This is a genomic window from Streptomyces sp. M-16, assembly GCF_052114405.1.
Classification (GTDB): domain Bacteria; phylum Actinomycetota; class Actinomycetes; order Streptomycetales; family Streptomycetaceae; genus Streptomyces.
The window spans coordinates 1-24,097 of the sequence record NZ_JBFRER010000062.1 but is presented as its reverse complement, the minus strand read 5'-3'; the positions used below and the strand labels follow the sequence as shown (position 1 = coordinate 24,097).

Sequence of the window (24,097 nt, the reverse complement as noted above, 5' to 3'; positions counted from 1 at the left end):
GCTCCTTTCACGAGGCCCCAGTATGGGAGGGAGCGGGGGCAGGGTCGAGCGGGGCCGCCGCCGCCACGGTCCGCATGGCAGTCTGGGGCCCGTGAACGAGGCACCGCAGGAAGCAGACGCACCCCGGGAACCGCAGGAACCGCACGCACCGCCGGCGGGGCGGGAACCGCGCCCGCCACGGGAATCGCCGGCGCCCCGCAGGGCCTCCGCCCGGACCCCCCTCCACCTGAAGGTCGCCGAGGACCTGCGCGGGGCCATCACCGCCGGCGCGTACGGATCCGGGGCCCGGCTCCCCGCCGAGGACGAACTCGCCCGCCGCTACGCCGTCTCCCGGGGCACCGTACGCCAGGCCCTCGCCGCACTGCGCACCGACGGCCTGATCACCTCCCGCCGCGGCACCCGCCGCGTGGTGCTCGGCGGGCCGGGGGAGGAGAACGCCGCCACCGAGCTGCGCAGCTTCACCCGCTGGGCGCGCTCGCTGGGGCAGGAGCCGGGCGGGCGGACCGTCGCCGTGGACCCGGGCACGGCGGAGGGGGAGGAGGCGGAGCAGCTGCGGATCGCCGCGGGCGACCCGGTGTACCGGGTACTGCGGCTGCGCACCCTGGCGGGGGAGCCGGTGATGGTGGAGCGGACGACCTACCCGTGGGCGGTCGGCGCCCTGGTGGCGGGGATGCCGCTGGACACCGTCTCGTACTCGGAGCAACTCGCCCGGCACGGGGTCCTCTTCACCGACGCCCACCACACCATCGACATCGCCCCCGCCGACGCCGCCGACGCACGGCTGCTGGGCTGCCGGGCCGGTGAGGCGCTGCTGCGGGAGCGGCGGCGGTCCACCGACCCGGCAGGCACCCCGGTCGAGTGGTCGCAGGACCGCTACCTGCCCGGGACGGTGGCCTTCACGGCGCACTCGACGGCGGCCAGTGCCCTGGGGCGTCGGCTGCGGCCGTGAGCCGGCCCCGGTCCCGGGCGAGGAGCAGCCCTGCCAGCAGCGGCCGGAAGTGCGCGAAGTCCGGGGTCACCCCCAGCGGGTCCTTGGCCCGTTCGTCCCAGCGGCGGACGGCGACCGCGTCGGCGGCCCCGGGGAGCACCTCGAAGGCGCGGGCCTGCCGCGGTGTCATCGGCCCGCCCTGGACGCGCAGGGTGTGCACCGAGGCCTCGGAGAGCAGGCCGAGGTATCCGGGCTCGGCCGTGCACAGGTACCGCTTGGCGGCCACGTGCAGCCGTACCGGCTCGGTGACCTGCGGCCCGAACCAGCGGGCCAGCCAGTCGGCCCCGGTGTGGCTGTGCCGGTCGTCCAGGCCCTCCTCCATCAGGTCGCGGCCGGTCACCGTCCCGTGGAAGTGGCCGATGTCGTGCAGCAGAGCGGCGGCCACCAGGTGGGCGGGGGCCCCTGCCGCCTCGGCGAGGGCGCCGGCCTGGAGCATGTGCTCGGCCTGGGTGACCTCCTCGCCGAGGTACTCGGCCGCACCTTCGCCCGCGAAGAGCGCGGCGAGCAGATCGAGCGGGTCGAGCGGATCGGGAGCGGCGCCGGGAGCAGTGAGGGGGTCGGTGCCGGCCGTGGTGCCGGGAGCGGCGACGGGAGCGGGGCCGGGGCCGGGACCCCCGTCCGGTGTGCGGGATCCGGCGTTCACGCGGCGGCTCCTTCGCGGCGCAGCACGGCCAGAGCGGATCCCAGCCCGTCGAGGTCGGCGTACGCCCCCTGGAGGTGCCGGCCGCCGCTCTCGGCGAAGGCCGTACGGGCGTGCAGCAGGCGGGTGTTGTCGAAGACGAGGCAGTCCCCGGGCGTGAGGCGGAAGTCCAGGCGCAGCTCCGGGCGGAGCAGCAGCTCGCCGAAGCGCCGGTAGGCGGCGTAGAACTCCTCCAGGACCGGGGCGCTCTCGTGGAGGGTGCCGAAGGAACGGTTGTTGAACCGGATCTCGCGGATCCGCCCGAGCGGATCCACGTCGATCAGGGGCCGCTGCGCGCGCAGTTCGGTGCGGGCGTCGGTGAAGACGAACTCCACCGGCACCCGGGTCAGCACGTCGAAGGCCCGCGGGGCCTCCTGCCGCAGCAGCGCGGCGGCGTGGAAGCCGTCCACCAGCCCGGAGTCCCCGCCGAGCGCCTCGTTGCGCAGGCAGTGCAGCAGCTGCACGGTCGGCACCGGGTCCCGGTACGGGTTGTCGGTGTGCGGGCCGATCGCCGCTCCGGTGAAGGCCAGGTTGTTCGGGTCGGCCTCGACCCGGACCTCGAAGAGCTCCCCGTAGTTCGTCCGGCGTACGAAACCGAAGGTCTCCGCGACGTCGAGCACCGTCCGGTCCCTGAGGGGCACGTCCCGCAGCAGGACGAAGCCGAGCCTCCGTACGCTCTCCAGCGCCCGGATCCGCACCGAGCGGTCGCCGATGTAGGCGTCCCACGAGGCCCCGGGCAGCCGTCCGGTGAGGTCGGCGGCGGCCCACAGCTCCTTGTCGGCCTCGGTCCGGCCGTCGCCGCGGGGGCCGTGCGGGCCGCCGGGGCAGTGGGCATCGAGCCAGGCGGCCGGGTAGCGCGAGCGGTGCCCGTCGGGCTCCCACACCACCTCCCACACCGGGCCGCCGGCGCCGGGCAGCTCGCGCGCGGAGCCGACGGCGGGGCGGGGCGGCAGGTCGGTGATCTGGAACAGCTTCTGACCGGTGCGCGGATCGCGGCAGTCGGCGCAGGGGCAGTTGTCGCGCAGCCAGGGTGCGGGCGAATCGCTGATCGCCGTCGAGGACATCGGGGCTCCCGTGGTCGAAAGTTGTATGTACAACTCTGGGTGTTCGGCATGCTGACAGCTCCCGGTGACCGGGGGATGGCGCCGAGGTGGCCGGAAGGACCGGAGGGGGCCGGAACCGGACCTCGGGCACTTTCGTCTGAGACCCGTGTGGATGAAGCGAAGAATCCCGGCCCTGCTGCTCGCCCTGCTCGCCGTCCTGGCGGGTTCCCTGATCAGCCCCGCCTACGCGTGCGGCTGCGGGGCGATGGTCCCCGACGAGGCGTCCCGGATCGGCGTCGACCGGGAGGCCTCGGTGGTGCGCTGGGACGGCCGCAGCGAAGAGATCGTGATGCGGTTCACCGTCGGCGGTGACGCCCGCCGCGCCGCCTGGATCATGCCGGTCCCCGGCCGGGCGACCGTGGGACTCGGCGACGCCGGGCTCTTCCCCGCGCTCACCGAACTCACCCGGCCCGTGCACCGCACCCGTACGTACTTCTGGCCGCGCGACACCGACTGGCCCTTCGCCGACGGCCGGGACCGCCTCGTCGGCGCCGCACCGCCCGGCGCCGCCCCCTCGGTCGGTGTGGTCGGCCGCGAGCGGCTCGGCGACTTCGACGTCGCCAGGCTCACCGCCACCGACCCGGACGCCCTGCGCACCTGGCTGGAGACCAACGGGTTCAAGCTGCCCGAACGGCTCGCGGCCGAACTGAAGCCGTACGTCGACCAGAAGTGGGAGTACGTGGCCGTCCGCCTCGCCCCCCGCGACCAGGGCCGGCCCCTGAGCGGTGAACTGGACCCGCTGCGGATCCGTTTCGACAGCACCCGCCTCGTCTACCCGATGCGCCTGTCCCGGCTGGCCCGGACCCCGCAGTCCCTCGGCCTGTTCGTACTGGCCGCCCACCGGATGGAGCCCGCCTCCGCGATCGGCGGGGCCACCCCGGAGGTGACCTTCGCCGGACGGATCACCCCGAAGGGCCCGCTGGCCGGACTCGCCGGCGACCAGCCGGTGTTCCTGACCGCGATCGACCAGAGGTTCCCGGACCCGGCCCGCATCGACGGGGACCACGAACTGCGCGCCACCGCCGAGGACACCCCCTACCAGCGGGCCGTCTACCGCTACGAGGTCCTCAGCGTGGGAGGCGTCCCGGTCTGGCCGCTCACCGTGGCGGCCGCCCTCCTGACGGTGGCCGCGGCCACGCCGCTCCTGATCCGCCACCGCCACCGCCACGCCCACCGGGCCGGCCCCGCCTGACGTCCCCGCCGCCGGGCCCGCTCCGCCCGCCGCCCCGGGACTCACTCCGGTGGCAGGATCACCGTCACCCCGGACCCGGGCGCCGAGCCCATCGCGGCGAGCGCGGCCGGGGCGCCGGACAGCGGGAGGGAACGCGTCACCAGCAGGTCCGGGCGCAGCGCGCCCGAGCGGACCAGTTCCAGCATCGGAGGGTAGGCGTGGGCGGCCATCCCGTGACTGCCCAGCACCTCCAGCTCCCAGCCGATGACCCGGTCCATCGGCAGCGCCGCCGGGCCGGACTCCGCGGGGAGCAGCCCGACCTGGACGTGCCGCCCGCGCCGGCGCAGTCCGGCCACCGACGCGGCGGCCGTGGCGGGGGAGCCCAGGGCGTCCAGCGAGAGGTGCGCGCCGCCGCCGGTGAGCTCCCGTACCGCCCCGGCCGCGCCCGTGGGCCCGGCGGCCCGGGGATCGAGGGCGTGGGCCGCGCCGAAGGAGAGGGCCAGTTCCCGTGCCGCGGGGGCCGTGTCGACGGCGACGACCCGCGCGCCCGCGGCCGCCGCGATCATCACGGCGGACAGACCGACGCCGCCGCAGCCGTGGACGGCGACCCACTCGCCCGCCGCCACCCGGCCCCGCGCGACCACCGCCCGGAAGGCGGTGGCGAACCGGCAGCCCAGGGCGGCGGCCGTGGCGTACGACAGCTCCCCGGGCAACGCCACCAGGTTCACGTCGGCGTGGTCCAGGGCCACGTACTCCGCGAAGGAACCCCAGTGCGTGAACCCGGGCTGCGTCTGACGGGCGCACACCTGGTGCTCGCCGGCCGCGCAGTCGGCGCAGGTGCCGCAGGCGCAGACGAAGGGGACGGTCACCCGGTCGCCGGGCCGCCAGGCGGACACCCCGGTGCCCACCGCCTCGACGACCCCGGCCAGTTCGTGCCCGGGGACGTGCGGCAGGGTGATGCCGGGGTCGTGGCCCATCCAGCCGTGCCAGTCGCTGCGGCACAGCCCCGTCGCCTCGACGCGCACCACGACCCCGCCCGGCGCCGGCGCCGGATCGGGCACCTCCCGGACCTCGGCCGGCTCCCCGTACCGTTCGAACACCACCGCGCGCATGGGACCGCCCCTCCGTAGACCGCCCCCACGCTACGCCCGCCGCCGGGGGATCAGCCCGCCGCCCGGCGCAGGGCCAGGGCCGCGAGGGCCTCGGGGGCGCCGGCCTGGCCCCGGATCCCGGGGAAGGCGTTGACGTCCACGATGAGCGGGGCGCCGCCCGCGGTGTCGATGACGTCCACGCCGTAGACGTCCAGGGAGAACACCTCGCCCACCCGGAGCGCCAGTTCGGCCCAGCCGTCGGGAAGGCGGTCCAGCCTCCGCGCCGGTTCCTTGCCCCCGGCGGCCAGTTCGGAACGCCGCAGGCCCGCGAAGACCCGGTCCCCGATCACCCACAGCTTGTGGTCCCAGCCGTCGTTGGGCGCGAACGCCTGCACCACGACCGGCTCCTCGCTCCAGTCGCCCACCAGCTCCGCCAGCCGCGAGGGACCGTCGAGGCGGGCGACCAGGTCGTGTTTGTGGCTGCGCCGGCTCTTGACCACCATCGGCCACGGCAGCCCCGCCGCGGTCTCCAGCCGCGCCGCCGCGGCGAAGGTGCGGGTGGGGGCGAAGGGCAGCCCGGCCCGCAGCGCGAGCTCGGCCATGCCGGTGCGGTCCTGGCAGGCCTCGGTGGCGGCGGCCGAGTTCAGCACGGGCGCCCCCCGCCGCTCCAGCTCCCGGGCCAGGGCCAGCGCGGAGGGGGTGCGCGCCTTCAGCAGGTAGACGTCGGCCCGCGCGCCGGCCGCCCCCGCGGGTCCGGCGGCCGGATCCAGCACGTCCACCGTGTGCCCGCCGGGGGCCAGCGCCGCGACGGTGGCCGCCAGCAGGGGGTGCCCGGCGTCCGGAGTGATCAGGCCGATCCTCACGCGCCGTCCCCCGCTCCCGCGGCCACCTGGAGCGGGATCGTCACGGGCAGCACGAACGGCGCGGCGGGCGGGCACTCGCGCCGGCCGCCCGAGCGGGCCAGCGCCAGGACGGCACGGGCCACCCGGGCCGCGGCGTCCGGTACCTGCCGGAAGCTCGGGAAGTCGTTCACGTCGACCACCACCGGCCCGTCGGGACCCAGCAGGACGTCGACCCCGTACAGGTCCAGCCCGTACACCTCGCCCACGCGGGCGGCGATCTTGGCGACCTCGGCCGGCAGCGGTACCTGCCGCTCGCGCACCGCGGCGTCCGGGTGCAGGGGGGAGCAGCGCTCGGTGGCGAAGAGTTCGCCGTCGACGCAGTACACCTTGATGTCGGTGCCCGCGTTCGGGACGTACGGCTGCGCGATGAGCATGGCCTCGCCCGCGAGTTCCGGGAGGAGCGCGGGGAGCCGGTCCGGCGAGGCCAGCAGGTGCACTCCCCGCCCGGAGCTGCCGTCGGCGGGCTTGACGACGAGCGGGTACGCGCTGTCGGGTATCTCCGCGAGGAGTTCGGGCCGGGCGACGGCGTAGGTCTGCGGCTGGGGCAGGCCCCGGGCGCTGCCGATGGCGGCGGCCAGCGCCTTGTCCCGTACGCCGCGGATCGCGCGGGCGTCGTTGACCGTGGTCATACCGGCGGCGGCCGCCGCTTCGAGCAGGGTGAGCCCCGGTCCGCCGGACACGGTCTTCAGCACCCACGCGTCGTGGGCGCCCGAGCGCGCGACCTCGTCCATGCGCAGCAGGGAGCCCCCCGGACGGACCACGTCCACCCGGTGTCCCCATGCGGTCAGTTGCCGGATCACCTCGTTCGGCATGCCGTCACGGCGGTAGTGCTCTTCCACCAGGAAGCAGAGCCTCATGACCTTCCCCATATTCCCCGGACGCCCCTCCGCCGATCCCGTCCGGCGAGCTGTGACGTCACAGGATGCCATGGCATAGCCCCGAAACCGCTCCAGATACAGCCTTAGTGGGCGCTACAGAGCGTGATATTCGACAAGAGCTTTCCTAAACGATCAGTAATCCTCTTATAGTTGTGCCTCGTTGCCACAGGAACCCTCTCTTCCATTTACGCCCGGTTTGAGGCTTTGACTAATGACGGCGTCGCCCTCCCCCCTTCGCCCCTCCGCGCTCGCGCTGCTCGTCACCGCGGCGGCCACAGGCACTTTCTCCATGGCGGCGGTGGCCGCGGCCCCGTCATCCATCCAGGTCCCCCTCGGATGGTTCGCGGCCTCCGGATCACTGCTCCTGGCCGTGGCCGCCTGCGCCGTCACCTGGTGGGCGCGCAGCGCCCGGCAGCTGCGCGGCCGGCTCTCCGAGGTCACCCGTGACATCACCGACCGCGACGCGCACATCGCCCGGCTCACCGCCGACGCGGCCCGCGAGACGGCGGCCCGCACCGCCGAGCGGAACCGGCTCGTCGCGGCGCACACCGCCGAGATGGACCACCTGACCACCGCCCACGCCGCCGAACTGGACCGGCTGACGGCCGCCCACACCGCCGAGCTCGACAGCATGACCGCCGACCACCGGGCCACCGGCGAACGGCTGGCCGAGGAACTGCGCCGGGCCCGGTCCGGGCGGGCCGCCGCCATGGCCGCCGCCGCCAACGCGGCCGGCCGCATGCAGGCGCTCGCCACCGGAATGCTGGCCGACCTGCGCGAGATGGAGCACAAGCACGCCGACGAGGAAGTCCTCGGCGACCTGCTGCACCTCGATCACCGCACCGCCCAGGCGGGCCGCCTCGCCGACTCCATCGCCGTCCTCACCGGAGCCCGCTCGGGCCGCCGCTGGGCCAGGCCGATCGTCATGGAATCGATCCTGCGCGGCGCGATGGGACGCATCGGCGGCTACCAGCGGGTCCGCCTGCACTCCACCTGCGAGGCGGCCGTCGCCGGACACGCCGCCGAAGGCGTCATGCACGCCCTCGCGGAACTCCTCGACAACGCGGCGAACTTCTCGCCGCCCACCGCCGAGGTCCACGTCTACGTGGAGGAGGTGCCCGCCGGGATCGTCATCACCGTCGAGGACAGCGGCCTCGTCATGAGCGAGGTCCAGCTGAGCCGCGCCGAACAGGCCGTCACCGCCGAGTCCCTGGACCTGGCCGGACTCTCCGGAACCCGCCTCGGCCTCGCCGTCGTCGGCCGCCTCGCCCACAAGCACGGGCTCACGGTCTCCTTCCGGCCCTCCGCGCGCGGCGGCACCGGCGCGCTGATGATGATCCCGCAGGACCTGATCAGCCGCACCCCGGCCGAACCCCTCCCCGCCCCGCCGCTGATCGGCGCCCCCGAGCCCGCCCCCCGGGCCGCCGCCGCGCCCGCGCAGGCGCCCGCCGCGGAGGCCGAGCCCGTCCACGACGGCGCGGACACCACCCACGACCCCGAATCCACCGGTACGACCCCGGTGCTCGGCGAGAGCGGACTGCCCCAGCGGCGGCGCGGCCGGACCCTGGCCGCCGCCCACCCCGAAGGACCCGACGCCGCCGGCGCGGTGGCCCGCACCCAGGCCACCCCCGGCAGCGCCTCCCAGTCCGCCGCCCGCTTCGGCAGCTTCCGCCAGGCCGTGCGCGGCACCTCGGCGCAGCAGCCCTCGACCCCCACGCACCCGGAAGGCAACACGCAATGACCGGCTCCACCACCGACGAGACGCTCAGCTGGCTCCTGGAGGGACTCCTGGAGCGCACCCCCGGCGCCCGGCACGCCCTCGTGCTCTCCCGCGACGGCCTCAAGCTGTGCCGCACCCCCGAGCTCTCCGTCGACCAGGCCGACCAGCTCGCGGCGATCGCCGCGGGCATCCAGAGCCTGTCCCACGGGGCGTCCATCGAGTTCGGTGACGGCAGCGGCGGGGTCCGTTCCGCCATGGCCGAGTTCTACGGCGGCATCCTCTTCATCGTCGAGGCCGGAGAGGGCGCGCACCTCGCCCTCGTCGCCGCCGACGACGCCGACGCGGGCCTCGTCGGCCACAACATGTCCGAACTGGTGGAGCAGCTGAGCGAGCATCTGATCGCCAGGCCCCGGGGATGAGCCGCGGCAGGCCGGGCCGGGACGACTCCCCGGACCGGCTCTACACCCTCACCGGCGGCCGCAGCAGCTCCGGTTCCGACGCGTTCGACCTGGTCACCCTGATCGTCGCCGAATGCGACCCGGTGCCCGGCATGCAGTCCGAGCACGCCGCGATCCTGCGGATGTCCCGCTTCCCGACGGCGGTCGTCGAGATCGCGGCCGAGCTGGGCCTGCCGGTGTCGATCGTCCGGATCCTCCTCGCCGACCTCCACGGCACCGGCCGCGTCAGCGCGCGGCACCCCCGCGCCTCGACGTACCGCCTTCCCGACCTCGACATCCTGGAGCAGGTGCTCGTTGGACTCCGCAACCTCTGACCCGGCCGAGCCCCGTCAGGCCCTCAGCAGCACCGCCGACAACGGTCTCAAGATCGTCATCGTGGGCGGTTTCGGCGTCGGCAAGACCACCATGGTCCGCTCCGTCAGCGAGATCCGCCCGCTGAACACCGAGGAGACGATGACGAAGGCCGGTGAGGCCGTCGACGACACCGAAGGCGTCAACGCCAAGACCGCCACCACGGTCGCCTTCGACTTCGGCCGCATCACCCTCGACGCGCACAACGTGCTCTACCTCTTCGGCGCCCCCGGCCAGGAGCGGTTCTGGTTCCTGTGGGACCGGCTGTTCTCCGGCACCCTCGGCGCGGTCGTCCTCGTCGACACCCGCCGGCTCGCGGACTCCTGGTACGCCATCGACCGCCTCGAACACCACGGCACGCCCTTCGTCGTGGCCTGCAACGACTTCGGCGGCCCCACCCACACCCCGGAGCAGGTCCGCGGCGCCCTCGACCTGCCGCCCGAGGTGCCGTTGCTGTTCTGCGACGCCCGCTCCCGCGAGTCCAGCAAGCACGTGCTGATCTCCCTCGTCGAACACCTCCGGCACCTCCAGCGCGCACGACACCCCCAGACGGCCCTCCAGCCCCCGATCCCGGAGCCCACCCCGTGACCACCCCCGAGCCCCAGCCCGTCTACCTCGGCGGCCCCCGCTTCCAGACCGAACCCACCGAGCTGTACCGGGAAATGCGCCGCGACCACGGCGCCGTCGCCCCGGTCGTCCTCGACGGCGACGTCCCGGCCTGGCTGGTCCTCGGGTACCGCGAACTCCACCAGGTCACCAGCGACCCCCAGCTCTTCTCGCGCGACTCCGACCTGTGGAACCAGTGGGACCGCATCCCCGCCGACTGGCCCCTGCTCCCGATGATCGGCCGCAAGCAGCCGTCCATCCTCTACACCGTCGGCGAACGCCACCGCGAACGCGCCGCCGTGATCTCCGACGCCCTGGAGGCCGTGGACCCCTTCGAGCTCAAGGGCCACGCCGAACGCTTCGCCGACGAGCTGATCGACCAGCTGTGCGGCAGGGGCGAGTGCGACATCGTCGGCGAGTACGCCATGCTCCTGCCGCTGCGCGTCCTCGCCCGCCTCTACGGCTTCTCCGACGCCCAGGGCCCCGGCCTCGTCACCGCCATGAACGACATGATCAACGGGCGGGAGGGCGCCCTGGACGGCCAGCGCCACCTCGGCGAGTCGATGTACGCACTGCTCGCCGCCAAGGCCGCCGAGCCCGGTCACGACGTCGCCTCCCGGATGCTGGCCAACACCGCCGGCTTCACCCTCGACGAGGTCGCCCAGGACCTGATGGTGATGATGGCCGCCGGCCACCAGCCCACCGCGGACTGGATCGGCAACTCGCTGCGCCTGATGCTCACCGACGACCGGTTCGCCGCCTCCCTGGCCGGCGGCCGCCACAGCGTCGGCGAAGCCATGAACGAAGTGCTCTGGGAGGACACCCCGACCCAGAACGTCGCCGGCCGCTGGACCACCCGCGACACCAAGCTCGGCGGACAGCGCATCGGCAGCGGCGACCTGGTCCTGCTGGGCCTGGCCGCCGCCAACGGCGACCCGAACGTCCGCACCGACGCGGGCGCCCTCACCGGCGGGAACAACGCCTTCTTCTCCTTCGGCCACGGCGAACACCGCTGCCCCTTCACGGCCCAGGAGGTCGCCGAGGTCATCGCGCGGACCGGCATCGAGGTCCTCCTCGACCGGCTCCCCGACGTCGACCTGGCCGGCCCCGCCGAGGAGCTCACCCGGCGTCCCTCGCCGTGGCTGCGCGGACTGACCGCGCTCCCCGTGACCTTCACTCCCACCCCCGCTCTTGGAGCCGCCCGATGACCTGCCCGATCGACCACACCGGCGCCGCCCCCCTCGTCCTCGACCCGTTCGTGGCCGACCTCGACGCCGAGAGCGCCGCCCTGCGCGCCGCGGGCCCGCTGGTTCCCGTCGTGCTGCCCGGCGGCGTCGGCGTGTACGCCGTCACGCACCACGCCGAGGCCAGGAGACTGCTCACCGACCCCAGAGTGGTCAAGGACATCAACGCGTGGGGGGCCTGGCAGCGCGGCGAGATCCCCCTGGACTGGCCGCTGATCGGCCTCGCCAACCCCGGCCGCTCCATGCTCACCGTCGACGGCGAGGAGCACCGCCGCCTGCGCACCCTGGTCGCCCAGGCCCTGACCGTGCGCCGGGTGGAGAAGCTGCGCGCCGGCATCGAGGCCCTGACCACGGAGATGCTCGACAAACTGGCCACCCTCCCGGCCGGCGAGAGCGTCGACCTGAAGGCGCACTTCGCGTACCCGCTCCCGATGAACGTCATCAGCGAGCTGATGGGCGTCGACGCCGCCGAACACCCCCGGCTCAAGGCGCTCTTCGAGAAGTTCTTCTCCACCCAGACCCTGCCCGAGGAAGTCCCCCAGATGATGGCGGACCTCGGCGCGCTCTTCTCCCGCATCGTGGAGTCCAAGCGCGAGACCCCGGGCGACGACCTCACCAGCGCCCTGATCGCGGCCTCCGAGGACGGCGACCACCTCAGCACCGAGGAGATCACCAACACCCTCCAGCTGATGGTCGCCGCGGGCCACGAGACCACGATCAGCCTGATCGTCAACGCCGTCGTCGCCCTGGAGACCCACCCCGAGCAGCGCGCACGCGTCCTCGCGGGGGAGGTCCCCTGGGAGAACGTCATCGAGGAGACCCTGCGCTGGTCCACCCCGACCTCGCACGTCCTCATCCGCTTCGCCACCGAGGACGTCGAGGTCGGCGACCGGATCCTGCCCGAAGGGGAGGGCCTGATCGTGTCCTTCGGCGCCCTGGGCCGCGACGAGGCCCAGCACGGCGAGAGCGCGGGGCGGTTCGACATCACCCGCACCCCCAACCGGCACATCTCCTTCGGCCACGGCCCGCACGTCTGCCCCGGCGCGGCCCTGTCCCGCCTGGAGGCCCTGGTGGCCCTGCCGGCCCTCTACGCCCGCTTCCCGGACCTGAGCCTGGCCGTCGGCCGTGCGGAGCTGCGCAACAAGCCGATCCTGACCCAGAACGACCTCCACGACCTGCCCGTGAGGCTCTCTGCGACCACGGTCTGACCCGGGATACCACCATCAGCTGACGCCGGGTGACCGGCCGCGGGCTAGATTCGGCGCCATGAACACCACACGCCGCCGCACCGCGGCCGCCGCGGCCCTGTTAGCCCTGCTGCTGCCCCTCCCGATCACCGCGGCCTCCGCCGCGCAGGCGGCACCGGCCGCTTCGGACGCGCAGCGCGCGCCGCTCGAACTGCCGCCCGCCACGGGCCGGTTCGCGGTCGGCCAGGAGGACCTCCACCTGGTCGACCACAGCCGGACCGATCCCTGGGCCCACTCCGGGCCCCGCGAGCTGATGGTCACCCTGCGCTATCCGGCGCAGCGCGGCACCGGGCGCGCACCCGCGCCGTACCTGAGCACCGAGGAAGCCCGGCTGATCCTCGCCGACAAGGACCTGGACAAGGTCATCGACCCGGCGGTCTTCGCCGCCACCCGGGCCCACGCCCGCACCGACGCCCGGCCCGTCCGGGGCCGCTACCCGCTCGTCGTCCTCTCGCCCGGCTTCACCGTCCCGCGCGCCACCCTCAGCTCCCTCRCCGAGGAGATCGCCTCCCGCGGCTACGTGGTGGCCGCCGTCGACCACGCCTACGAGAGCGCCGCCACCGCCTTCCCCGGCGGCCGCATCCTCACCTGCCTGGCCTGCGACCAGACCCAGGGCCCCGGCGGCCGCGAGGCCGTCACCGAGGTCCGCGCCCGCGACACCTCCTTCCTGCTCGACCGCCTGACCGGGCGTCATCCGGCCTGGAAGAACGCTGATCTGATCGATCCGTCCCGCATCGCCATGGCCGGCCACTCCATCGGCGGAGCCACGGCCCTGCCCGCGATGGCAGCCGACCCGCGGATCCGTGCGGGCATCGACATGGACGGCACCCTGCCCGAGCCCTACCCGGCGGCGGGCATCGGCGGCCGGCCCTTCATGCTGCTGGGCTCCGCCGCCAGCGTGCCCGGGGACGCCCCCGGCAGCTGGTCCGGCCCGTGGCCGCACTTCGACGGCTGGAAGCGCTGGATCACCCTCGACGGCACGGACCACTTCGGAGCGACCGACTTCCCGGCCCTGCGCGACCAGCTCGGCCTGCCCCACCCCGAGGCGCCCCTCGCCGGACCCCGCGCCGTCGAGCTGACCCGCCGCTACGTGACGGCCTTCCTGGACCTCCACCTCAAGGGACGGCCCGCCCCGGCCCTCGACGGGCCCTCCGCCGAAGCGCCCGAAGCCCGCTTCCACAACCCCTGAACGGCCCGCCGCACACAGGGGCGGTGACCGCACCGGCGGAATCGACCCGGTGACGCGGGACCGGGGTCCGGGAGCGGGCGATGCTCCCGGACCCCGTCACGTCCGGGCCCGAAGGCCCGGTCCCGGGCGCGCCCCGGCTACACCGGGACGGACACGAAGGTCCGGCCGGACTCGTTCTCCACCAGGACTTCCCTGACGTTCGCCGGGTCCACGGCCGCGGAGCCGTCCAGCGACGCCCCCTTGCCCTCACCGTGCTCGGCCGTGCCCACGACCCAGCCGCCCGCGGTGGAGCGCGTACCGTCCTTGGCGACCACCACCAGCCGGCACCGCTCGCCCGCCGGGATCCCGGTCACCGCCGCGTGCACCCGCACCCACTTCGCCGCGGGCGTCACCTGCACGTTCATCCGCGCACCGGTGCCCCGGTCCGTCGCGGAGGCCACCCTGGTCCCCGGTACGGGCGCCGAAGGCACCGCCGACGCGGTCGGGGACGGCGGCGGGGGCAGCGCCCCGACCTGCTCCCGGTCCCCGCCCAGCTGCGTTCCGGCCCAGAAGACGGCCGCGAGCGAAGCCGCCACGGCAAGACCCGCCAGCCCCACCCGGCGCCGCGCGGAGGCCGCCCGCTCCCCGCGCACCTGCCGCAGGGTCCGCTGGAGCAGCAGATCGCCGCCCTGCGGCGGACCTTCCAGGAACGCCTCCTCGGGCACCTCGCCCAGTACGCCCTCCATCTCGCGCAACGCGGCCAGCTCCTCACGGCACCGCACACAATCGCCGACGTGCTCCTCGACGCGCCGTACCTCGTCCTCGTCCAGGACACCGAGCACGTACGGGCCGAGCAGTTCCTCCTCGTGCCGCTGCCGGTTCACGCCACCACCTCCCGCAGTCCGCCGGGCTGCTGGGGCGGCCGGCCTGATCGTCTGTTCCCGGCGCCGTCCACGGTGCCGTCCGCGAACACCTCGCGCAGGGCCTTGAGCGCGTAGTGCGAGCGGGATTTGACCGTACCGGCGGGAATGCCGAGGCGGTCGGCGGTCTCGGCGACACTGCGCTCGCGGTAGTACAACTCCGTCAGCACGTCCCGGTGTTCCGGCGTCAGCCGGTCCAGCGCGCCGAGCACCGTCATCGTGTCCACCACCGCGTCCGCGTGGTCCCCCTCGACCGGGGGAGCGGCCGCCGCACCGGAGACCTCCGGCGGCCGGGCCGCCTTGGCGCGGTACCGGTCCGTGATGATGTTGCGGGCCACCGTGAGCAGCCAGCCGCGCACCGAGCCCTTCCCGTTGACCAGGACCTCGGAATGCCTCCAGGCCCGGATCAGCGTCTCCTGCACGACGTCCTCGGCGGCGGCCCGGTCCCCGGTCAGCCGGGTGGCGTACGCGAGCAGGGCGTTGCCGTGCTCCTCGTAGACCGACCTGATCAGTGCCTCGTCTGTCGAGCCCCGCCGAGTGCGGGGCCACAGTGGTCCGGCCATCTCACCCTCTCCGTCCGCCTGGTGTTACCTGGTGCGGTCGGAACACGCCCCGGGCACACGTCCGGTTCACGTGACGTACGTCACTCAGCTCCGGCAGTCCCGTCCCTCGTTGAGGCAGGCGACGACCGCGTCCATCTGCGCGTCCGTCATCACGTCGACGAACATCGCGTGGTCGGTCCGCGGGCTGTGCCGCTGCTCCGGGAAGGAGTCCAGCGCGATCGGCACGCCCGGGGCCACCGCGTAGGCCAGCGACAGGCGCAGCTCGGGCACTGGGAAGGTGCCCTGCGGGCACACGTCCCCCGGGGAGGGGAACAGCAGGTGGGAGCGGTGGTCGGGGGCGGTCGTGTCCAGCCCGTTCCAGCAGCTGGGGAAGACGAGCGTACGGGTGACCAGGGAGCCGGCCGGGCAGCGCGGGTAGTCGGGGGTGGACCGGTCGGGGAACCCCGAACAGCCCCAGCGGGCCCGGACGTCGGCGCGCGCCCCCGCCGTGTACGCGACGGCGTCGCCGGTCATCGCGCGCAGGAACCGGGGCATCGGAACCACCTTGCTCACCGGGCTGCCGCGGAACTCCACGCTCACGGAGGCCTCGGGCAGGATCTCGCCGGCGTTGCCGTGCCCGGCCGAGTGTTCGTGGGCCCCGCTCCCCGGCCGGTCCACCCGGCGCAGCACCGGCCAGTAGTAGGTGGAGCGGTCGCCGCCCGCGCAGCTCGTGGCCGCCCCGGCGAGCGAGGCGTCGGTCGACAGGGCGTCCGTGGAGAGGTTCCCCACGTAGGCGTGGGTGTGGTGGGCGCCCGCCCGCAGTCCCGGCGAGACCACGAGATTGTCCTCGTTCCAGTGACCCTCCTCGTTGCGCCCGCAGTCCACCGTCACCGAGCCGGGGGAGCCCCCGGCCCCGGCCGGGGCAGGCCCCCGCGGGCCGGGTGCGACCTCGCGTATGTCCACGGTGGCACCCGCCACGGAGGCCTGACGGGATCCGGCCGCCCGCGTGGCGCCCAGCACGGCGGCCGTCAGCCCGGTGCCCAGCACCAGGCAGACGAGCAGCGCCAGCAGTCGGTGTTCTTTGCCCATGGCGGTCACGGTTGCCGGTGCCCGGCACGGCCGTCAACCGGGCAACCGCACGAGGGCCGGCGCCGGGGGTTGTACGGGTCGTACGGCACCGCGGCCCCGGGCGCCGAACCCCTCCCCGGCGCGGGGCGGTCCGTACCCCGAGGCCGCTCCCCGTCCCGCGTCCCACGGGCACCGGTGGCCCGGTGAGTTGGCCCGTCCGGTCCTTGTCGGGCCGCACGCGGGCCGCGCAGAGTTCTCCGTATGACACCGGAAGAGCTCCTGCACTCCCTGGCCCGCACCCGCGTCTCCCTCGACGGCGAGGAGGTCACCTACTGGTGGTCCGGCGACGTCCATTCCTGGGCCCCCGGCGAGCCCTACCGCCGCCTCTTCGGCTTCGAGGGCGTCAACGTCGCCCGCCTCGAAACCGAGAACGCCGAGGACGGCGGGGCCGGCGGATACCGGATGCTCTCCCGGGAGGCGGCCTTCTACCTCGACCCGGGCACGCGCGAGATCCTCGAAACCTGGCAGGGCAAGACCGTCGTCCACGTCTGGAACGACCCGGCCAACCAGAGGTGGCGGCCCTTCCCCGTCCCCCGGACCGAACTCGGCGACCAGGTCTGCTTCAGCCTGGAGATCCCCCTCTCCTACCCCTCCCCGCTGCCCGTGGCCGACTACCCGCTGAACTCCGCCGACGACACCTACCGGGCCCTGGAACTCTTCCAGTTCTTCACCCCCGCCGCCGCCCTCGCGGGCGACGCCCCGAGCGTGCCCGCCACCATGTCCTGGACCCGCCAGTCGCCCTGGCTGCCCTGGATGGAGCAGGGGCAACGCCCGGGCGGCCTCACCTTCCACTGCCGCGGCGTGAAACTCGGCTCCTACGCCGAGGTGCCCGAGCGCACCCGCGCGTACATCGCGGCCCACCACCCCGAGTTCGCCCGCGCCCCCGAGAAGTGGACCGAGCCGAACGAGACCAGCTGGACCCACTTCCGCAGGCTCCACCCCAGGTGACCCGGGGCGCGGCGGGGGAGGGGGCGGGGCGGGGGAGGGGGGCCGACAGGGTCCGGACAAGGGTTTTCCCCGTATCGGGTTCACCTCCGCGTTGCCTACTGTCTGCCCACCGGCGATCTTCCGCATCCCGAACGGCCCCCGCACCAACCCCACATGGTGTGAAGCCCTACGCGGACGCGCGGATCGCGGGTACGCAGTTGTCCGGTCCCACCGTCGCGGCCGGACGACGCGGCGTGCGGCGGCGGCCGGAGCGGGCCTGACCAGCCCGCCCCCGGCGCCGCGGCCGCCGATCACCTCCCACACTGCACCGACCGGCCGCTCCGGCCTGCCCGGAATCGGCCCGCGAAGGGGAACACCGTGCACGCATCCAGACGTCGGCTCATATCCGTGGTGGCCATCTCCGTCACCCTGCTGGCGGGCTCCGCCACCGCCTCCGTGGCCGTGACCGGGGGGAACGACCCGGCCCGCACCCTCCCGGCCGCCGCGGCCCCCGCCGCGCCCGCCGCCGCCCCGGTCGAGAACCTGATCGTCGGATACAAGTCCACCGCCTCCGAGGCCAGCTCCAACACCGCCGCCGCCGACGACGCCGCGGCCAAGGGCAAGAAGGCCGGCAAGAAGGCGAAGTTCGACCGCCGCCTCGGCACCGGCGCCGCCCTCGTCAGCCTCGGCGGATCCGTCGCCCCCTCCGAAGCGGCCGACGTGATGGCCCAGTTCCGTGCCGACCCCGACGTCGCCTACGTCGAGCCGGACTCCCGCGCCTACGCGATGAGCACCCCCGACGACACCGAGTACGCCAAGCAGTGGGACCTCTTCGAGCCCACCGCCGGCATGAACGTGCCCGCCGCCTGGGACAAGACCACCGGCTCCGGCGTCACCGTCGCCGTGATCGACACCGGCTACGTCGCCCACTCCGACGTGGCGCCCAACATCGTCGCGGGCTACGACTTCATCAGCAGCTCGACGGCCGCCCGCGACGGCGACGGCCGCGACAACAACCCCGCCGACCAGGGTGACTGGAGCGCCGCGGGCGAGTGCGGCACCGGCTCCAAGGCCAGCGACTCCTCCTGGCACGGCACCCACGTCGCGGGCACCATCGCCGCGGCCGCCAACAACGCCAAGGGCGTCGCGGGCATCGCCTACAACGCCAAGATCCAGCCGGTCCGCGTGCTCGGCAAGTGCGGCGGCGCCACCTCGGACATCGTCGACGCCATCACCTGGGCGTCGGGCGGCTCCGTCGCCGGGGTCCCGGCGAACGCCACCCCCGCCAAGGTCATCAACATGAGCCTCGGCGGCTCCGGCGCCTGCACCGCCAGCTACCAGAACGCCATCAACGCGGCCGTCGCCCGCGGCACCACCGTCGTGGTCGCCGCCGGCAACAGCAACGCGGACGCGGCCGGGTTCTCCCCCTCCAGCTGCAACAACGTGATCAACGTCGCCGCCACCAACCGCACCGGCGACCGCTCCTTCTACTCCAACTTCGGCGCGATCATCGACGTCGCCGCCCCGGGCGGTGAGACCCGCCGTGCCACCGACACGCCCGGCACCGTCACCACCCCCGAGAACGGCATCCTCTCCTCCCTCAACGCCGGCACCACCACGCCGGGCGCCGAGATCTACAAGCCGTACCAGGGCACCAGCATGGCCGCCCCGCACGTCGCGGGCCTCGCCGCGCTGCTCGTCGCCGCCAAGCCGTCGCTGACCCCGGCCCAGGTCGAGGCGGCCATCAAGGCCAATGCCCGTCCGCTCGCCGGCACCTGCACCGGCGGCTGCGGCGCCGGCCTCGCGGACGCGGCCGCGACCGTGAACGCCGTGACGTCCACCCCCACCACCCCGACGTTCGAGAACACCGCGGACGTCGCCATCGGTGACAACACCACCGTGGAGAGCCCGATCACCGTCTCCGGAGTGAGCGGCAACGCCCCGGCCACCCTCAAGGTCGGCGTGAACATCGTGCACACCTACATCGGTGACCTCAAGGTCGACCTGGTCGCCCCCGACGGCTCCGTCTACACGCTCCACAACCGGGCCGGCGGCAGCACCGCCAACATCAGCCAGACCTACACCGTCAACGCCTCCTCCGAGGTCGCGAACGGCACCTGGAAGCTGCGGGTGAACGACAACGCCGGCGGCGACACCGGCAAGATCGACTCGTGGAGCCTCGGCTTCTGACCGGTCCAGGCCCACGACGGAGCCCCCCAACTCCGTTCTGACGGGCCGATGGTACGGACCAACACCCAGCACGCGGGCCCGCCGGTACCTCCCGTACCGGCGGGCCCGCCGTGCTGTGCGGTCCACCGACTGAATTCTGCGTCACAATCCGGGTCCGTCCGGCGGCTGACCTCGTATTGTCGCGTCTCACAGGAAAGGCACAGAACTGGGGCGCGAAAGGCTGGTGGCTGTGCGTGGCGGCGACGGGGCACGCTGACACCGGGGTGGGACACACCAACGTCGGACAGCGCGAACTCATCGAGGCGGTCCACCGTGCGCTGACCACGCACGGCAGGGCCGTGCTCACCGGACCCGCCGGAGCGGGCAAGACCGAGGTGGCGCGCGCCGTCGCGGCCGCCGCCGCGGGCCGCCGCGAAACCGTCCTGCGGCTCGCCCCCGAAGCCGCCGACCAGGAGATACCCGAGGCCGCCGCCGCCACCCTGCTCGCCTCGGTCCCCCGCAGCGCCCTCGAACGCCTCGCCGGACCCCAGCGCACCGCCATCGCCCTGCTCCGCCGCGAGGCCGACGCCCCCGGAGCGGGCCGCGACCACGTCGCGCTGCGCCTGGCCGTCGTCGAAGTCCTGCGCACCCYGTCCGTCCCGGGCCCGGTCCTGCTCGTCCTCGACAACGCCCAGTGGCTCGACGCCGAGAGCATCGACCTGCTCCGCTTCGTCCTGCGCCTGACCCCGCCCCGCGTACGGGTCCTCGTCGCCGAATGCGTCCAGGGCGGCACCCCCGTCGCCGAACCCCTCTGCGGCCCCGGCACCCCCGTCGTCCGCGTCCCCCCGCTCGGCGCCGACCAGGTCGCCGAGCTCCTGCTCCGCCACGGGCTGCCCGCCCGCCTCGCCGGCCGCGTCCACCAGGCCAGCGGGGGCAACCCGCGGCTCGCCCTCGCCCTCGGGCACTCCCTCGCCGAGGCCTGCGGCGGACCGGGCGGCGCCGCCCACCATGCCGACACCCCGCCCGTCTCCGGCCAGGCCCGTGAGGTCGCCCGCCGGCTCCTCGCCGAAGCCCCCGCCCGCGCGCGGCGGACCCTGCTCCTCGCCGCCCTCGCGGCCCGCCCCACCACCGCGCTGCTGCGCCGCGCAGGCCGCCCCGACGCCGAAGCGGAACTCGCGGAGGCCGAACGGGCCGCGCTGGTCACCGTAGGGGAGGACGGCGCCGTCACCTTCACCGCCGGCGCCCTGCCGACCGCCCTGGCCGCCGACGCCGGCTGGCCGGAGCGCGCGGCCGGACACGCCGCCCTCGCCGCTGCCGTCGACGACCCCGTCCAGGCCGTACGACACCGCGCGCTGGCCGTCGATACCCCCGACGCGGACCTCGCGGACCGGATCACCGACGCCGCCGCAGCGTGCCGGCGCCGGGGCCAGCGGGCCCTCGCCGCCGAACTCGGTCTGCTCGCCGCCGAACGCACCCCCCTCTCCCTGCCCCGCGAGGAACTCGCCCGGCTCGTCGCCGCCGCCGAGGACGCCGGCTGGGCCGGCCGCGCCGACCTCGCCCGCCGCGCCACCCGCGCCGTCCTCGCCCGCGACGCCTCGCCCGCCCAGCGGGTGCGCGCCCGGCTCGCCGTGATCGACGCCGCCGGGCAGGCCCTCGCCGACGTCGACGAGACCATCGCCCACGCCCTGGCCGACGCCGCGGGCGACCCCTCCCTGCAGGCCGCCGTCCAACTGCGCATCGCCTGGAAGCACAACATCGGCGACGGCGACCCCCTGCGCTCCCGCGACGCCGCCGCCGAGGCGGGCGCCCTCGCCAAGGCCGGCGGGGACCAGGCCGCCGAGGCCATGGCCCTGACCGTACGGGCCCGCATGGGCCGCATCCTCGGTGACCCCGACGCGGAGGACATCCTCGCCGAGGCCCTCTCCCTGCCCGCCCCCGAGGTCCCCCTCGGAATGCGCAACGCGCCCCAGTACCTGGCCGTCCGCCACGCCCTCTTCGACGACCGGCTCGCCGACGCCCGCCGCCAGCTCCTCGTCCTGCTGCCCGCGGTGCAGCGCACCGGATCCGCCGAGGACGTCTTCGAGGTGCTGCGCAGCCTCACCGAGGTGGAACTGCGGCGCGGCCGCTGCGTCGCCGGGGCCGCGCACGCCCGCCGCGCGCTGGAGCTGACCATCGAGGCGGGCCTGTCACCCGGACCGGCCTGGTACGTCGCCGCGACGGCCGAGGCCGCGGCCGGCAGCTTCGCCCGCGCCGCCGGATACGCCCGCCGGGGCATCCAGGCCTCCGAGGAGGAGCAGGACCAGGTCTTCCTGTCCCGGGCGCTGTACGCCCTCGGCACCGTCGAACTGGCCACCGGGGAGGCCGCGAAGGCCGTCGCCACGCTGCGCCGGGTCGCCGCGCTGGAGGAGGCCCAGCAGGTGGTGGACCCCTCGGTCCTGCGCTGGCACGGGGAGCTCGCCGAGGCCCTGGTCGCCGCCGACGATCCCGTCGGGGCCGGGGAACTGCTCGACCGGGTCACCCCCGTGGCCCGCTCCCTGGGGCGGACCACGGTGATCGCTGCCCTGGACCGGGCCCGGGCCCTGTGCCGTTCGGCACAGGGCGAACCGGAACAGGCGGTCGCCCTGCTGGAGCTGACCGCGCAGCGGTTCGGGGCCCTCGGGCTGCCCCTGGAACAGGGCCGTACGCTCCTCGCGCTGGCCCGGGTGGAACGCCGGCGCCGACGCCGGGCCCCCGCCCGTGCCGCCCTGTCGGCGGCGGCCGAGGTCTTCGCGGGGGCCGGGGCCAAGCCCTGGCTCGGTCTCGCCCGCGAGACCCCGCCCGAGACCGCCGCCCCGCACCCCGGGGTGGCGGCCCTGACCGAGGCGGAGGCCAGGCTGGCGCTGCTCGTCGGCGGGGGAGCCAGCAACCAGGAGGCCGCCGCGAAGCTCTTCCTGAGCGTGAAGACGGTGGAGGCCCGCCTCACCCGGATCTACCAGAAACTGGACGTCCGCTCCCGCGCCCAACTGGCCACCGCGCTGCGCGGGCACTGAGCGGGTCGCGCCCCGGGGCGCGACCCGCCCCGGGCCGGCGGGGTCCCCGTCAGCAGCCGAGGTTGTTGCCCGGGGTGACGCCCAGCAGCTGCGTGAAGCTCTGGTACTTGCTCACCCGGCTCTGCACCTGCGCCGGGTTGCCGCCGTTGCACTCCAGGGACCCGTTGATGGAGCGGATGGTCTCGCCGAAGCCCGCTCCGTTGACCATGGCGGCGTGGGCGGTCATCGTGCCGGGGCCGTTCTGGGTGTTCCAGTACCAGAGGGCCGTCTTCATGGCGACCGCCGGATCCTGCTCCACCAGGTAGGGGTTGGCGAGGAGGTTGATGCCCAGGGCGTCGCCCGCCGCCTTGTAGTTGAAGTTCCAGCTCAGCTGGATGGGGCCGCGCCCGTAGTAGGCGGCCTGGCCCGCGGGACAGCCGTAGGGCTGGGATGCGTCGCAGTAGTGCGGGTAGTTGGCGGTGTTCTGCTCCACTATGTACACCAGCCCGCCCGTTTCGTGGGAGACGTTGGCGAGGAAGGCGGCCGCCTCGCGCCGCTTGACCGTGTCATCACCGGTGTTGGCGAAGGCGGGGTACGCGGACAGGGCCGCGACCAGGCCGTTGTACGTGTAGAAGGGGTTCCGGTTCGGGAACATCTGGTTGAACTGGGCCTCGCTGACCACGAAACCGGAGGGGTTGCCGGTGCCGGGGTCCGGGTCCGTGCCCCCGCCGCCCCCGCAGGCGCCCTGGTCCGACCAGACGCCCCACTGGCCGGTGGTCCCGGGCGTCTCGCCCTGGGTCCACCACTTCGCCTGCCAGTTGTGGCCGTTGTACGAGGCGCTCGTGCCGCCCGTGTAGACGGCGGAGGAGGTCCAGGCCGAGGCGCAGGCGGGAGCCGCGGTGGCGGGGGAGGCGGGCAGGGCGACGGCGAGGCCGAGCGTCATGGCGGCGGCCGCGGCGAGGGAGAGGGTACGGCGGCGTAGGGCGCGTATCACGTAACTGCTCCTGAGGTGGGGGGAATCGTCGCGGGGGGTGGGGGCGACGGCTACCGCCACTGAAGCGAAGATGGTCTGGACCTGTCAAGGTCTAGACCAAAGGTTTCCGGGTTGGTCCACGGGACTCCGGAAACGCGGGAACGGCGTGACGACCGTGGCCGTCACGCCGTTCCGGATGCCTCTGGGGTCAGCTGCCGGCGGACAGGTTCCCGGACAGGACCGGGATGTTGTCCACGATGTGCGACAGCGACTCGTCACCCTTGGCCTGGGTGGAGTTCTCGGTGCACTGCTGGTTCTGCGGGTTGGACAGGACGTTGATGTCCTGGACGCCGATGTTGAGGGCGGCGAGGATCGACTGGGCGTTGACCTTCGCGGGCAGGCCGATGCAGAGCTTGTTCAGCGAACCCTGGACCGCGCTGAGCTGCGGGCTCATCGCACCCTTGGTCTCCTGGTTGCCGTAGATCTGCGAGGCGCCGTTACCGTTGACGGTGTTCACGCCGTTGTCGTTCCCGATCGCCATCGCCGGGGAGGCCGCGAGGGCGCCCGTGCCCAGTACGGAGGCGGTGACCGCGGCGGTGGCCATGAGCTTCTTGAGCATTGTGGATCCTTCTGTCGCATGAGCTGTCCCCGGCGGGACGTCCTGATCAACTGCCCCCGCGTCCAGGGGTTATCGCCGATCACCCATGCGGCCCAATGATTCGCGCCGTGGCCGGGTGGGCCGCCGGGGCCGCCCGGGCCCCAGGCGGTCCCCGGCGCCCACCGGCGCCCACCGGCGCCCACCGGCGCCCACCGGCGCCCACCGG

Annotated in this window: 22 protein-coding genes; 12 read left to right on the top strand and 10 right to left on the bottom strand. The window is 74.5% G+C overall.

Features of this window, described 5'->3' with window-relative positions; translation table 11 throughout:
* Window positions 1-91: 91 nt before the first annotated feature.
* Window positions 92-949: a UTRA domain-containing protein gene (locus AB4039_RS25615; protein ID WP_442271924.1), complete on the top strand. Its 858-nt coding sequence runs from the start codon at window positions 92-94 to the stop codon at window positions 947-949.
* Here AB4039_RS25615 and AB4039_RS25610 read toward each other — a convergent pair.
* Window positions 897-1,631 carry a phosphonate degradation HD-domain oxygenase gene (locus AB4039_RS25610; protein ID WP_442271923.1) on the bottom strand — a complete coding sequence of 245 codons (735 nt, stop codon included), beginning with the start codon at window positions 1,629-1,631 and terminating at the stop codon, window positions 897-899. The genes AB4039_RS25615 and AB4039_RS25610 overlap by 53 nt on opposite strands.
* Window positions 1,628-2,731: a 2-trimethylaminoethylphosphonate dioxygenase gene (gene tmpA / locus AB4039_RS25605; RefSeq protein ID WP_442271922.1), complete on the bottom strand. Its 1,104-nt coding sequence runs from the start codon at window positions 2,729-2,731 to the stop codon at window positions 1,628-1,630. Before tmpA ends, AB4039_RS25610 begins: the two co-directional genes overlap by 4 nt.
* 151 nt (window positions 2,732-2,882) lie before the next feature.
* Here tmpA and AB4039_RS25600 point away from each other — a divergent pair, with 151 nt between their 5' ends.
* Entirely contained in the window at window positions 2,883-3,962 is a 1,080-nt protein-coding gene (locus AB4039_RS25600; protein ID WP_442271921.1) for a DUF2330 domain-containing protein, read from the top strand.
* Between the two features lie 41 nt (window positions 3,963-4,003).
* Here the strand turns inward: AB4039_RS25600 and AB4039_RS25595 are convergent, their stop codons facing one another.
* The 3 genes from AB4039_RS25595 to AB4039_RS25585 are packed head-to-tail and all read right to left on the bottom strand — an operon-like array spanning window position 4,004 to window position 6,791.
* A complete protein-coding gene (locus AB4039_RS25595) occupies window positions 4,004-5,053 on the bottom strand; it encodes a zinc-dependent alcohol dehydrogenase family protein (protein ID WP_442271920.1) in 1,050 nt (349 codons plus the stop codon).
* Window positions 5,054-5,103: 50 nt separating this feature from the next.
* Window positions 5,104-5,895, bottom strand: coding sequence for an alpha-L-glutamate ligase (locus AB4039_RS25590; protein WP_266836665.1), 792 nt, complete (start codon window positions 5,893-5,895; stop codon window positions 5,104-5,106).
* Entirely contained in the window at window positions 5,892-6,791 is a 900-nt protein-coding gene (locus AB4039_RS25585; protein WP_266836663.1) for a hypothetical protein, read from the bottom strand. Before AB4039_RS25585 ends, AB4039_RS25590 begins: the two co-directional genes overlap by 4 nt.
* Before the next feature lie 232 nt (window positions 6,792-7,023).
* Between AB4039_RS25585 and AB4039_RS25580 the strand changes: the two genes are divergently transcribed.
* From AB4039_RS25580 to AB4039_RS25550, 7 genes are read left to right on the top strand one after another with little or no spacing between them, the layout of a single operon-like run.
* Window positions 7,024-8,553, top strand: a complete 1,530-nt coding sequence (locus tag AB4039_RS25580; protein ID WP_266836661.1) for a sensor histidine kinase — start codon at window positions 7,024-7,026, stop codon at window positions 8,551-8,553.
* The gene (locus tag AB4039_RS25575; protein ID WP_266836659.1) at window positions 8,550-8,951 is read left to right on the top strand and encodes a roadblock/LC7 domain-containing protein; all 402 of its coding nucleotides are present in this window, start codon (window positions 8,550-8,552) and stop codon (window positions 8,949-8,951) included. The genes AB4039_RS25580 and AB4039_RS25575 overlap by 4 nt, the downstream gene beginning before the upstream one ends.
* On the top strand, window positions 8,948-9,304 hold the full coding sequence (locus AB4039_RS25570) for a DUF742 domain-containing protein (RefSeq protein WP_266836657.1): 357 nt from the start codon (window positions 8,948-8,950) through the stop codon (window positions 9,302-9,304). The genes AB4039_RS25575 and AB4039_RS25570 overlap by 4 nt, the downstream gene beginning before the upstream one ends.
* Complete coding sequence (locus tag AB4039_RS25565; protein WP_266836655.1) at window positions 9,285-9,929, top strand: ATP/GTP-binding protein; 645 nt, start codon at window positions 9,285-9,287, stop codon at window positions 9,927-9,929. The genes AB4039_RS25570 and AB4039_RS25565 overlap by 20 nt, the downstream gene beginning before the upstream one ends.
* Window positions 9,926-11,155 carry a cytochrome P450 gene (locus AB4039_RS25560; protein ID WP_266836653.1) on the top strand — a complete coding sequence of 410 codons (1,230 nt, stop codon included), beginning with the start codon at window positions 9,926-9,928 and terminating at the stop codon, window positions 11,153-11,155. The genes AB4039_RS25565 and AB4039_RS25560 overlap by 4 nt, the downstream gene beginning before the upstream one ends.
* Window positions 11,152-12,399, top strand: coding sequence for a cytochrome P450 family protein (locus tag AB4039_RS25555; protein ID WP_266836652.1), 1,248 nt, complete (start codon window positions 11,152-11,154; stop codon window positions 12,397-12,399). Before AB4039_RS25560 ends, AB4039_RS25555 begins: the two co-directional genes overlap by 4 nt.
* Before the next feature lie 58 nt (window positions 12,400-12,457).
* Window positions 12,458-13,627, top strand: coding sequence for an alpha/beta hydrolase family protein (locus AB4039_RS25550; RefSeq protein ID WP_442271919.1), 1,170 nt, complete (start codon window positions 12,458-12,460; stop codon window positions 13,625-13,627).
* A gap of 137 nt (window positions 13,628-13,764) precedes the next feature.
* Here AB4039_RS25550 and AB4039_RS25545 read toward each other — a convergent pair whose 3' ends face one another.
* From AB4039_RS25545 to AB4039_RS25535, 3 genes are all read right to left on the bottom strand, one after another.
* Window positions 13,765-14,490: a zf-HC2 domain-containing protein gene (locus AB4039_RS25545; protein WP_266836648.1), complete on the bottom strand. Its 726-nt coding sequence runs from the start codon at window positions 14,488-14,490 to the stop codon at window positions 13,765-13,767.
* On the bottom strand, window positions 14,487-15,089 hold the full coding sequence (locus AB4039_RS25540) for a sigma-70 family RNA polymerase sigma factor (protein WP_266836645.1): 603 nt from the start codon (window positions 15,087-15,089) through the stop codon (window positions 14,487-14,489). The genes AB4039_RS25545 and AB4039_RS25540 overlap by 4 nt, the downstream gene beginning before the upstream one ends.
* 84 nt (window positions 15,090-15,173) lie before the next feature.
* Window positions 15,174-16,157 carry a DUF1996 domain-containing protein gene (locus AB4039_RS25535; RefSeq protein ID WP_442271918.1) on the bottom strand — a complete coding sequence of 328 codons (984 nt, stop codon included), beginning with the start codon at window positions 16,155-16,157 and terminating at the stop codon, window positions 15,174-15,176.
* Window positions 16,158-16,397: 240 nt separating this feature from the next.
* Between AB4039_RS25535 and AB4039_RS25530 the strand changes: the two genes are divergently transcribed.
* From AB4039_RS25530 to AB4039_RS25520, 3 genes are all read left to right on the top strand, one after another.
* A complete protein-coding gene (locus AB4039_RS25530) occupies window positions 16,398-17,144 on the top strand; it encodes a DUF1838 family protein (protein WP_442271917.1) in 747 nt (248 codons plus the stop codon).
* A 357-nt stretch (window positions 17,145-17,501) separates the two neighbouring features.
* Window positions 17,502-19,313, top strand: a complete 1,812-nt coding sequence (locus AB4039_RS25525) for a S8 family serine peptidase (protein ID WP_442271916.1) — start codon at window positions 17,502-17,504, stop codon at window positions 19,311-19,313.
* A 263-nt stretch (window positions 19,314-19,576) separates the two neighbouring features.
* Window positions 19,577-22,321 carry an AAA family ATPase gene (locus AB4039_RS25520; RefSeq protein ID WP_442271915.1) on the top strand — a complete coding sequence of 915 codons (2,745 nt, stop codon included), beginning with the start codon at window positions 19,577-19,579 and terminating at the stop codon, window positions 22,319-22,321.
* A gap of 49 nt (window positions 22,322-22,370) precedes the next feature.
* Here AB4039_RS25520 and AB4039_RS25515 read toward each other — a convergent pair whose 3' ends face one another.
* Both AB4039_RS25515 and AB4039_RS25510 read right to left on the bottom strand, forming a co-directional pair.
* Window positions 22,371-23,243 carry a glycoside hydrolase family 19 protein gene (locus AB4039_RS25515; RefSeq protein ID WP_442271930.1) on the bottom strand — a complete coding sequence of 291 codons (873 nt, stop codon included), beginning with the start codon at window positions 23,241-23,243 and terminating at the stop codon, window positions 22,371-22,373.
* Window positions 23,244-23,481: 238 nt separating this feature from the next.
* Window positions 23,482-23,892, bottom strand: coding sequence for a rodlin (locus AB4039_RS25510; protein WP_442271914.1), 411 nt, complete (start codon window positions 23,890-23,892; stop codon window positions 23,482-23,484).
* Between the last annotated feature and the right edge of the window lie 205 nt (window positions 23,893-24,097).